The sequence below is a fragment of the Desulfovibrio sp. SGI.230 genome, assembly GCF_050313065.1.
Taxonomy (GTDB): Bacteria; Desulfobacterota; Desulfovibrionia; order Desulfovibrionales; family Desulfovibrionaceae; genus Desulfovibrio.
In genome coordinates this window covers 1-10989 of record NZ_JBNPKS010000022.1, presented here as the reverse complement: position 1 = coordinate 10989, position 10989 = coordinate 1, and the positions used below count along the sequence as shown (strand labels likewise).

General features: G+C 57.3%; 8 protein-coding genes. 3 read left to right on the top strand and 5 right to left on the bottom strand.

The window, feature by feature from the left end; all coding sequences use genetic code 11:
* From ACQRAG_RS11625 to guaB, 3 genes are all read right to left on the bottom strand, one after another.
* On the bottom strand, nucleotides 1–563 hold a 563-nt coding region (locus tag ACQRAG_RS11625), incomplete at its 3' end, for a GTP-binding protein (protein ID WP_427804198.1).
* Between the two features lie 318 nt (nucleotides 564–881).
* Nucleotides 882–2426, bottom strand: a complete 1545-nt coding sequence (gene guaA / locus ACQRAG_RS11620; RefSeq protein WP_427804199.1) for a glutamine-hydrolyzing GMP synthase — start codon at nucleotides 2424–2426, stop codon at nucleotides 882–884.
* 151 nt (nucleotides 2427–2577) lie between these two features.
* Nucleotides 2578–4035, bottom strand: coding sequence for an IMP dehydrogenase (gene guaB / locus ACQRAG_RS11615; RefSeq protein WP_006006392.1), 1458 nt, complete (start codon nucleotides 4033–4035; stop codon nucleotides 2578–2580).
* An 890-nt stretch (nucleotides 4036–4925) separates the two neighbouring features.
* Here guaB and ACQRAG_RS11610 point away from each other — a divergent pair.
* A complete protein-coding gene (locus ACQRAG_RS11610) occupies nucleotides 4926–6425 on the top strand; it encodes an outer membrane homotrimeric porin (protein WP_427805334.1) in 1500 nt (499 codons plus the stop codon).
* Between the two features lie 165 nt (nucleotides 6426–6590).
* Here ACQRAG_RS11610 and ACQRAG_RS11605 read toward each other — a convergent pair whose 3' ends face one another.
* Nucleotides 6591–6821, bottom strand: a complete 231-nt coding sequence (locus tag ACQRAG_RS11605) for a hypothetical protein (RefSeq protein WP_427805333.1) — start codon at nucleotides 6819–6821, stop codon at nucleotides 6591–6593.
* Between the two features lie 283 nt (nucleotides 6822–7104).
* On the opposite strand from ACQRAG_RS11605, the gene ACQRAG_RS11600 reads away from it, so the two are divergent.
* Complete coding sequence (locus ACQRAG_RS11600) at nucleotides 7105–8613, top strand: outer membrane homotrimeric porin (RefSeq protein WP_427804201.1); 1509 nt, start codon at nucleotides 7105–7107, stop codon at nucleotides 8611–8613.
* Between the two features lie 434 nt (nucleotides 8614–9047).
* On the top strand, nucleotides 9048–10532 hold the full coding sequence (locus tag ACQRAG_RS11595; RefSeq protein ID WP_427804202.1) for an outer membrane homotrimeric porin: 1485 nt from the start codon (nucleotides 9048–9050) through the stop codon (nucleotides 10530–10532).
* Nucleotides 10533–10578: 46 nt separating this feature from the next.
* Here ACQRAG_RS11595 and ACQRAG_RS11590 read toward each other — a convergent pair.
* A partial coding sequence (locus ACQRAG_RS11590) for a hypothetical protein (RefSeq protein ID WP_427805332.1) occupies nucleotides 10579–10989 on the bottom strand: 411 nt, incomplete at its 5' end.

The window sequence follows — 10989 nt, the reverse complement described above, 5'->3', positions numbered from 1 at the left end:
TTTTCCAATAATTCATCGTTATTTTCGATGACCGCATCCCATGCTTCTATGTCGGTATTTTCATCCAGGACTATTTCCGGGGACAGCGACACCGTCTGCTTGATGATAATATCGGCGGAGAGCTTATCCCGAACAGACTGATACACACCCTGCAAATCAACGCCAGCCTGGTCGATTTTGTTGATAAAGATAACGGTGGGAATGTTCATTTTCCGCAGGGCATAGAACAGAATACGGGTCTGGGCCTGCACACCATCTTTAGCGGAGATCACCAAGATAGCCCCATCTAAAACGGCCAAAGAGCGGTACACCTCCGCCAAAAAATCCATGTGGCCGGGCGTATCCACTATGTTGACTTTACATCTGCGCCACAGGAAGGAAGTGACTGCCGCTTGAATGGTAATCCCACGCTGCCGCTCCAACAGCATGGTGTCCGTCCTCGTTGTCCCTTTTTCGACGCTCCCCGGTTCTGAAATGGCTCCGCTGGCATACAGCAGGCTTTCAGTCAGTGTCGTCTTGCCGGCGTCTACATGGGCAAGAATCCCGATATTGATTATATTCATGTCTATCCTCCATACAAGGCCCAAATGGGCGCAAAAATCCCCAGCGGCTAATACTTTTACCGCTGGGGATCATGACTTCGGACACACAAAAACACACACGGCTTACATAAGCTGCTGTCCGTCACGATATTTGCTTAAAAGGCAAAAGTATTCTTAAATTGGGTACAAAAACCAAGCCCCTGCAAGGGGCAAGCATTTTTGCGCCCATTATCAAATTTTATTTAAAAATACCTTGCCGCATATTTGGTAGACTCCTCAAATCAGGATAATAACAGTATATCATAGTGCGCTCTAAAAAACAAGAAATTATTTTAACGGTCACTCCCACTCGATGGTGCTCGGGGGCTTGGAGGAGACGTCGTAGACCACGCGGTTGACGCCCTTGACTTCGTTGATGATGCGACCGGACATGCGGGCGATGAGGTCGGCGGGCAGGCGGGCCCAGTCGGCGGTCATGGCGTCCACACTGTCCACCACGCGCAGGGCGATGACGTGCTCATAGGTACGGCCGTCGCCCATGACGCCCACGGTCTTCAGCGGCAGCAGCACGGCAAAGCCCTGCCAGACCTTGCGGTACCAGCCGGACTCGCGCAGTTCTTCCTGCACGATCTTGTCGGCCTGGCGCAGGATGTTCAGGCGTTCCTCGGTGATCTCGCCCAGCACGCGGATGGCCAGGCCGGGACCGGGGAAGGGATGACGCCAGACGATGGAATCGGGCATGCCCAGCTCGGCGGCCACCTTGCGCACTTCGTCCTTGAAGAGTTCGCGCAGGGGTTCCACCAGCTTGAGCTTCATGGTCTCGGGCAGGCCGCCCACGTTGTGGTGGCTCTTGATGACGGCGCTGGGGCCCTTGTGGGACACGGATTCGATGACGTCGGGGTACAGGGTGCCCTGGGCCAGGTATTCCACTTCGGGCAGCTTCCTGGCTTCTTCGTCGAAGATGTCGATGAAGGTGTGGCCAATGATCTTGCGCTTCGTCTCGGGATCTTCCACGCCCTTGAGCAGGTCGAGGAAGCGATCCTGGGCCTGGACGAAGTTGAGGTTCAGGTCAAAGTGCTCGCGCAGGTAGCTGACCACTTCCTCACCTTCGTTGAGGCGCAGCAGACCGTTGTCCACGAAGATGCAGTGCAGGCGATGGCCGATGGCCTTGTGCAGCAGCACGGCCACCACGGTGGAGTCGATGCCGCCGGAAAGGGCGCAGACCACGTGCTTGTCGCCGATCTTTTCGGCCATTTCCTTGACCACGCGTTCCACGAAGCTGGACATGCTCCAGTCGGGCACGATGTTGCAGACCTTGAACAGGAAGTTGCGCAGCATGGCGTCGCCGTCCACGCTGTGGTGCACTTCGGGATGGAACTGCACGGCGTAGATCTTGCGGCTTTCATCGGCCATGGCAGCCACTTCGAGGGTGGGGGTGCTGCCGGTGATCACGAAGCCGGGCGGGGGAGTCTTGACCTTGTCGCCGTGGCTCATCCACACGCGGCTGGCCTTGGAGCTGTCCAGGCCGTCCCACAGGGCGCAGGAGGCTTTCAGGGTCAGGTCGGCCGGGCCGTATTCGCGGGTCAGGGACTGGGCCAGTTCGCCGCCCAGGTTCTGGGCCAGCAGCTGCATGCCGTAGCAGATGCCCAGCACCGGCACGCCCAGTTCCAGGAAGCCCTTGTCCAGGGTGGGGGCATCGGCTTCGCCCACGCTGGCAGGACCGCCGGAAAGGATGATGGCCGAAGGAGCCATAGCGGCCACTTCGGCGGCGGTGACGTTGCAGGCATGGATTTCGGAATACACGCCGGCTTCACGCACACGCCGTGCGATGAGCTGGGTGACCTGCGAACCGTAGTCAATGATAATGACCTTGCTGTGCGCCATGAGTGTTCCTTGCAATGTATGCGGACGCCGCCCGGGAGGGACGGCGTCCTTTATATAATGTCATGAACGGGCAGCCTGGCTGCCGGAAAACAGGATGCAAGCACCAAACGGATGCGGGCGGTCGCTGCAGCGATCGCCCGCAGGTCTGAGGCTAGTTGTCGATGCGATAGTTGGGGGCTTCCTTGGTGATGATGACGTCGTGCACGTGGCTTTCACGCAGGCCCGCCGCCGAGATCTCACAGAAGGTGGTGTTCTCGAACAGGTCGTTGAGGGTGCGGGCACCCACATAACCCATACCGGAACGCAGACCGCCCATGAGCTGGTAGATGGCTTCCATCACATGGCCACGGTAAGGCACGCGGCCCACGATGCCTTCGGGGACCAGCTTCTTGCTGCGTTCCTGGAAATAACGGTCGGAGCTGCCGTCCTTCATGGCGTCGATGGAGCCCATGCCGCGGTAGATCTTGTAGGTACGGCCCTGGTAGAGGATGGTTTCGCCCGGGCTTTCTTCAGTACCGGCGAACAGGGAGCCGATCATCACGGAGTGGGCGCCCACCACGAGGGCCTTGACGATGTCACCGGAGAACTTGATGCCGCCGTCAGCGATGCAGCAGCGGTCCATCTCGCGGGCAGCGCGGCTGCCGTCCATGACGGCGGTCACCTGCGGCACGCCCACACCGGCCACGATGCGGGTGGTGCAGATGGAGCCGGGGCCAATGCCCACCTTGACGGCGTCGGCACCGGCTTCGAGCACGGCGCGGGCACCTTCGTAGGTAGCCACGTTACCAGCCACCAGCTGGCAGTTGGGGTACGCGGTCTTGACCTTGCGGATGGCCTTGAGCACGTTCATGGAATGACCGTGGGCGGAGTCCAGGACGAGCACGTCCACACCGGCCTGGATGAGCTGCTCGGCGCGTTCGTCGCAGTCGCGGCCGATGCCGATGGCGGCACCCACGCGCAGGCGGCCGGCGCTGTCCTTGCAGGCGTTGGGGTATTTCTGGACTTTGTCGATGTCCTTCATGGTGATGAGGCCGCGCAGGCGCTCGTTCTCGTCCACCACGAGGAGCTTTTCGATGCGGTGTTCGTGCAGGTGACGCTTGGCTTCTTCCAGGGAGGTGCCCATGGGCACGGTGACCAGGTTCTTGCTGGTCATCACTTCGCCCACGCGGATGGCGGAGGCGTCTTCGATGAAGCGCACGTCACGGTTGGTGAGGATGCCCACCAGCTTGCCGTCATCCACGACGGGCAGACCGGACACGCGAAAATCCGCCATCAGGTCCAGGGCTTCCTGCACGGAGTTGCGGGAGGAAACGGTAACGGGGTCAAGGATCATGCCGCTTTCGCTCTTCTTGACGCGTTCCACTTCCAGGCGCTGGCGTTCGATGGGCATGTTCTTATGGATGATGCCGATGCCGCCCATACGCGCCATGCTGATGGCCATGGCCGATTCGGTGACCGTGTCCATGGCAGCGGAGAGCAGGGGGATGCGCAATTCGATGGAAGGAGTGAGCCAGGTGGAGATGTCCACGGCGTCGGGAGTCACTTCCGAATAGCTGGGGACAAGCAAGATATCGTCAAAAGTCAGGGCCTTGCCGCGATTGGTGAACATATTTGCCTCGTAATGTGCTGGAATTGTTCAACAAAATTTAATATATAATCATATACATTCCTCGTATCTATGTCAATGCAAGAAAAGGGCCGGAAACACGGAACACGGCGGACAGCGTTTACAGGAGCAGATGTTCCGGGAAGAGGCGGGGCTTCCCGGTCATGTCGACTTGTCCATATATTAATGTTGCGGTGCGCCTATGGATGGGATGGCCGTCCTGGACGGTTGTGCCCGATACGTCTGGACCGCAAGGGAGCCGTACGGGAAGGAATGAATGATATGGAGTGCTTCGGGTGCTGCCGGCGTTTTCGGAGTCCGGGGCGGACTGCGCGGTCTGGCCCGTCTGGTATGTGGAGCAGATCCGGCCCTGCTTCTTTCTTGTCTCCCCAGCGATATTGCCGGTGAGATCTCCTAGGTACCTCGCAGCCCTTTGACAGATTTGGGGAATCCTGTCCGTTGGGCCCCTTGCCGAACGCAGTTTGAGGCTAAGCCAAATAACGTGCGGTGTTCCTCTGGCGGGATCCTACCGTTCAGGACTGTGAGACCTCCATTTTTGATGGGAAGCCTTTTTATGCTTACTTTAGGTGGATATCTCCTATCATGCTGTAAAAAAAGATTATTTTTTCCTGTGTTGCAAGAATAAGTATGCTCATATCGTTTTTTATCACTTAATATTGACAAACTGATAAAAGGGGTTTAAAAATTTTTACAAGTTCGACGGACAAGCAGGTCGCTGCCGCGGGCTTTTAAAAATGAGCTTTTAGCTCCGGCCGTATTGGCCGGGATTCCTGTCCCGCTCCGCACAGGTCAGGAATGGGGTCCCGCAAGGGAAAAAGATCCCGTAGTGGATGGGATCGAAAGATGCGGAAGTAATGAAGGAAGGTATTATCATGAAGAAGCTTATGACTCTCGCTCTGGCTGCCGCTATGATGCTGGGTGCTGCTACCGGCGCCAACGCTATCGACTTCAAGGCCAAGGGCCAGTGGATCATGTCTTTCGACTACGGCATGCACGGCAACTTTGGTGAAAGCAAGGCCAAGAACAACTCCGGCTTCAAGAACGAAGACGAATTCGAAGCCCGCCAGCGCGTTCGCCTGCAGTTGGACGCCGTGGCTTCCGAAGCTCTGTCCGGTACCGTGTTCTTCGAAATCGGTGACCAGGTGTGGGGCGACAACGACAACGGCGGCGCTCTGGGCGCTGACGGCAAGGTCGTGGAACTGAAGCGTGCCTACATCGACTGGATGGTGCCCCAGACCGACCTGAAGGTCCGCATGGGTATCCAGGGTCTGGCCCTGCCCAGCTTCACCACCAATGCTTCCCAGATCTTTGACGATGACGTGGCCGCCGTCAGCCTGAACTACCAGTTCAACGAAAATGTGGGCCTGACCGCTTTCTGGGCTCGTCCTTACAACGACAACAACGGCTACAAGTGGAATGGTACGGACGGTAGGCAGAACTACATGGACAACATGGACATGTTCGCCGTGCTGCTGCCTCTGACCTTCGACGGCGTGAAGGTGACCCCCTGGGTCATGTACGCCGCCATGGGTCCCGGCATGTTCAACAAGTGGGGTAACGATAAGTTTGATGCTGGCAACGCTTGGACCCGTGCTTCCCGTGGCATGACCTCCGGCTTTACCGGCACCGATCCTCTGGACACCTACGGCAATGCCTTCTGGGCTGGCGTGACCGGCGAAGTGACCTACTGGGATCCCTTCCGCATCGCCTGGGATGTGAACTACGGTTCCGCTTCCTATGCTGATGAAAAGATGAACCGCGAAGGCTGGCTGGCCAGCCTGCTGCTGGAGTACAAGCTGGATTGGGGTACCCCCGGTCTGTACGGCTGGTACGGTTCCGGTGACGACAACAACCCGAAGAACGGTTCCGAGCGCATGCCTGTGGTGAGCGCCAACGGCAACAACCAGTTCTCCAACTTCGCCTTCAACGGCAACCCCTACATCGCCCGTGAAGGCGTGCTGGGTTCCACTATGGTGGGTACCTGGGGCATCGGCGCCCGCCTGAAGGACGTGAGCTTCCTGGAAGACCTGAAGCACACCCTGCGCGTGAACTTCATGGGCGGTACCAACGCTCCCAAGATGGCCAAGTACGTGAGCCATACTTCTTCCAAGGATCCCGCGACTGTGGCCCCCTACGGTACCTCCTACGATCCCATGTACCTGACCACCGGCGACACCGCTCTGGAAATCGGCCTGACCAACACCTACAAGATGTACGACAACTTCACCGTCATGCTGGATGCCGCTTATGTGGCTCTGTGGCTGGATGACAGCACCAGCACCTGGGGCAAGAACCCCGGCCGTAGCGCTCTGGGCGGCGACGGCGTGTACGACGCCTGGAACGTGAACCTGTCCTTCGTGTACTCCTTCTAAGCTTCGGCTTGAGAAGTTCGACCGTGGGGGCTTCGGCCCCCCGGTTTGTAAGCCCCGCTTCGGCGGGGCTTTTTTGCGTTTGAGGAACGGGAGACGCTAGTGTGAGGGGGAGGGCTAAAACTCTTATAATGATAAGGGCGATCTTGTTGACATGTCGGGCGCGATCTATAGTGCTTTGCACATGCCGTGATGGCTTTTCTGAGATCCGCAGGCTGCTATGATGTCTGGATCATCAGCAGATCTCCGTATCCTTTTTCTCTGCGTTGATTGGAAAGCGCCGACCGTGAAAGCTTCTGCCTCATGGTTTTTAAGCCCCGCTTCGGCGGGGCTTTTGTCGTTCAATAGGTTAGCTTTTTTTATTTTTTCGAGGGATCCATGCTTAAGAAACTGGTTCATGAGAAAATTCTATCTAAAAAGCGATATAGATAATATGATGTAAGTTGTTGTTTTTTTTAAAGAAACGTTGACAAGGTCAAGAAAGGGGTATAAAAATTTTTACAAGTTCGACGGACAAGCAGACCGCTGCCGCGGGCTTTCAAAAACGAGCTTTTAGCTCCGGCCGTATTGGCCGGGATTCCTGTCCCGCTCCGCACAGGTCAGGAATGGGGTCCCGCAAGGGAAGAAGATCCCGTAGTGGATGGGATCGAAAGATGCGGAAGTAATGAAGGAAGGTATTATCATGAAGAAGCTTATGACTCTCGCTCTGGCTGCCGCTATGATGCTGGGTGCCGCTACCGGCGCCAACGCTATCGACTTCAAGGCCAAGGGCCAGTGGATCATGTCTTTCGACTACGGCATGCACGGCAACTTTAGTGAAAGCAAGGCCAAGAATAACTCCGGCTTCAAGAACGAAGACGAATTCGAAGCCCGCCAGCGCGTTCGCCTGCAGTTGGACGCCGTGGCTTCCGAAGCTCTGTCCGGCACCGTGTTCTTCGAAATCGGTGACCAGGTGTGGGGCGACAACGACAACGGCGGCGCTCTGGGCGCTGACGGCAAGGTCGTGGAACTGAAGCGCGCCTACATCGACTGGATGGTGCCCCAGACCGATCTGAAGGTCCGCATGGGTATCCAGGGTCTGGCCCTGCCCAGCTTCACCACCAACGCTTCCCAGATCATCGACGATGACGTGGCCGCCATCACCCTGAACTACCAGTTCAACGAAAACGTTGGCCTGACCGCTTTCTGGGCTCGCCCCTACAACGACAACGGTGGCTACAGCAGCCGTTGGGATGGCACTGCCTACGACAAGAACTACATGGACAACATGGACATGTTCGCTGTGCTGCTGCCCCTGACCTTCGACGGCGTGAAGGTGACTCCTTGGGTCATGTACGCTGCCATGGGCCCCGGTATGTTTGACAACCTGGAGAAGGATCCCGGCAATGCTTGGGGTCGTGCCAGCGCCGGTATGGTCTCCGGCTTCCAGGGCACCGACTGGAACGACTCCTATGGCAATGCCTTCTGGGCTGGCGTGACCGGCGAAGTGACCTACTGGGATCCCTTCCGCATCGCTTGGGATGTGAACTACGGTTCCGCCGCTTATGCTGACGAAAAGATGAACCGCGAAGGCTGGTTGGCCAGCCTGCTGCTGGAATACAAGCTGGATTGGGGTACTCCCGGTCTGTACGGCTGGTACTCCACCGGTGACGACAACAACCCCCGCAACGGTTCCGAGCGCATGCCTACTGTGAGCGCCAACGGTAACAACGACTTCTCCAACTTCGCCTTCAACGGCAATCCCTACATCGCCCGCGAATGCGTGCTGGGTTCCACCATGGTGGGTACCTGGGGCATCGGTGCTCGTCTGAAGGACGTGAGCTTCCTGGAAGACCTGAAGCACACCCTGCGTGTGAACTTCATGGGCGGCACCAACGCTCCCAAGATGGCCAAGTACGTGAGCGATTACGCTGCTTACGACAAGCGTGGTGTGTCCTCTGTGGTGGAAACCGGCTTCGGCTACGATCCTGTCTACCTGACCACCGAAGACTACGCTCTGGAAGTGGGTCTGACCAACACCTACAAGATGTACGACAACTTCACCGTCATGCTGGACGCCGCTTACCTGGCTCTGTGGCTGGACGACAGCCGCAGCACCTGGGGCAAGAACCCCATGCGCGGCTTCTCCGGCAAGGACGGCGGCGTGTACGACGCCTGGAACGTGAACCTGTCCTTCGTGTACTCCTTCTAAGCTTCGGCTTGAGAAGTTCGACCGTGGGGGCTTCGGCCCCCTCGGTTTCAAGCCCCGCTTCGGCGGGGCTTTTGTTGTTTCAGATAGAGTGTGCCCGAGATGCGCGGGCATATACTGTGTAGTACGATGTTTCTCTGGAGAATGGTGGACAGCCTTTTTCTGAAGGGCTGATCCGCACAGCCCGGGCTGAAAGAATCGTCAGCAGAATACTCCGCCATCCCGGATTGTCCGATCCTGTCACTTTATGACACGGTTCAAAAAATTGACCTTTCCCCCTTGACGGAGAGAAGGGGCATGCGTATGCTGGCGTAACAAAATTTGTACTCAAACAGAAAAGCGTACATTTTTTGTCCAGAGCTGGCCAATGGGATGCCCCTGGGGAGGAGCGTCCCATGCACGCCAGGAAATTTCTCTCAGGAAGGAAGGTTTTTATCATGAAAAAGCTGATGACCCTCGCTCTTGCCGCGGGTATGCTGCTGGGCGCCGCTACCGGCGCCGGCGCTATTGATTTCAAGGCCAAAGGCCAGTGGCTGATGGGCTTCTCCGCCGGTGACGGCTCCCTGATCAGCCATACGAAGGCTAAGGGGAGTGACCACAACAGCGCCCGAGACACCGACGACATCTTCTCCGCTTCCCAGCGTGTCCGCCTGCAGTTGGACGCCGTGGCTTCCGAAGCCCTGTCCGGTACCGTGTTCTTCGAAATTGGTGACCAGGTGTGGGGCAATGCCAAAAGCGGCGGCGCTCTGGGCGCTGACGGCACCGTGGTGGAACTGAAGAACGCCTACATCGACTGGATGGTGCCCAACACCGACCTCAAGTTCCGCATGGGTATCCAGGGCATCCAGCTGCCCAACGTGGCCGGTGGTTCCGCCGTCTTTGATGATGACGTGGCCGGCGTGGTGGCCAGCTACCAGTTCAACGAAAACGTGGGCCTGACCACTTTCTGGGCCCGTCCGTACAACGACAACTACGCTGCTCGTGCGGATCGTACGAATTACCAGGACAACATGGACCTGTTCGCCCTGATGGTGCCCCTGACCTTCGACGGCGTGAAGGTGACCCCCTGGGCCATGTACGGCATGGCCGGTGCCAACAGCAAGACTGCCAGGTCCATGGGCCCCTACACCCGTCCCATTCTGTCCGACAACGGCGTGGCTGATACCACTACCAGCAAGGCTTACGGCTCCATGTTCTGGGCTGGCCTGCCCATCTCCCTGACCCTGTGGGATCCGCTGAACGTGGAACTGGACATCAACTACGGTTATGTGGAATCCATGGGTCGCTACACTGCCGATCGCTACAACGGTACCGATTTCCGCATGGGCGACACCAAGCGTGAAGGCTGGCTGGTCAAGGCCCTGGTGGAATACAAGATGGATTGGGGTACCCCCGGCATCTTCGGCTGGTATGCTTCCGGTGACGACGGCAACGTCAAGAACGGTTCCGAGCGTATGCCCACCGTTTCCGGTTGCGGCAACTTCATGTCCTTCATGGGTGACGGCAACTACGGCTGGTCCTCTGCCGACAGCCTGTATGACCGCAACTTGACCTACACCGGCACTTGGGGTATCGGTCTGCGCATCCACGATCTGAGCTTTGTGGAAGATCTGAAGCACTCCTTCCGCGTGGCCTACTGGGGCGGCACCAACAGCCCCTCCATGGCCAAGTATGTGGAACATTCCTACGGCTGGGACAATGGACTGGATAAGGACGGCCACTACCTGACCACCAACGACGGCCTGCTGGAATTCAACCTGGTCAACAGCTACCAGATCTACGAAAACCTGGAAGCCAACCTGGAACTGGGTTACATCGTGAACATGATGGACGACGACACCTGGAAGCGCAGCTACCGCAACGATTCCTACAAGAAGCAGGACGCCTGGAAGGCCCAGCTGATCTTCGCTTATAGCTTCTAGTCTTTACGACAGCGATGCTTTCAAGGGGGGCGCAAGCCCCCCTTTTTTATTGGATAAGACGATCTTTCGCCTGGCGGAGGTCGTCTTTTCTTTTGTCCGGAGGAGGGGAGAGCGGATGGAGCAAAGGCCATGCCTGGTGCAGCAGGCGTTTCATGCAGATGTTTGGGGACAGGATGTCTTGCAGGGAACAGTTTTTTGTATGGCTTTTTCCACACAAGTCCCTGGCCTTTTTTTTAGGGGGACAGCCTCCTTTTTCTTCCTCGCTCCTTCTTTTTTTCACGACGCTGTCGAGTGATTCAATAAATTGACCAATCGCCTTGACCCACCCATATGCCCATGCTAACGCAACAAGATAATAGACTCTTTTGATAAGTCCTATAAGGTCGATGGCCTGCCGGAGATGTCTCGGTGAAGGACTTGGAGTTCTCAGGCCTGGAAATTTTTCATTTAGATAGTA

What these genes read in the sequence shown, in the direction of transcription:
- guaA (WP_427804199.1), bottom strand. Translation starts at nt 2,426, where the DNA reads ATGGCGCACAGCAAGGTCATTATCATTGACTACGGTTCGCAGGTCACC.
- guaB (WP_006006392.1), bottom strand. Translation starts at nt 4,035, where the DNA reads ATGTTCACCAATCGCGGCAAGGCCCTGACTTTTGACGATATCTTGCTT.
- ACQRAG_RS11610 (WP_427805334.1), top strand. Translation starts at nt 4,926, where the DNA reads ATGAAGAAGCTTATGACTCTCGCTCTGGCTGCCGCTATGATGCTGGGT.
- ACQRAG_RS11605 (WP_427805333.1), bottom strand. Translation starts at nt 6,821, where the DNA reads ATGAACCAGTTTCTTAAGCATGGATCCCTCGAAAAAATAAAAAAAGCT.
- ACQRAG_RS11600 (WP_427804201.1), top strand. Translation starts at nt 7,105, where the DNA reads ATGAAGAAGCTTATGACTCTCGCTCTGGCTGCCGCTATGATGCTGGGT.
- ACQRAG_RS11595 (WP_427804202.1), top strand. Translation starts at nt 9,048, where the DNA reads ATGAAAAAGCTGATGACCCTCGCTCTTGCCGCGGGTATGCTGCTGGGC.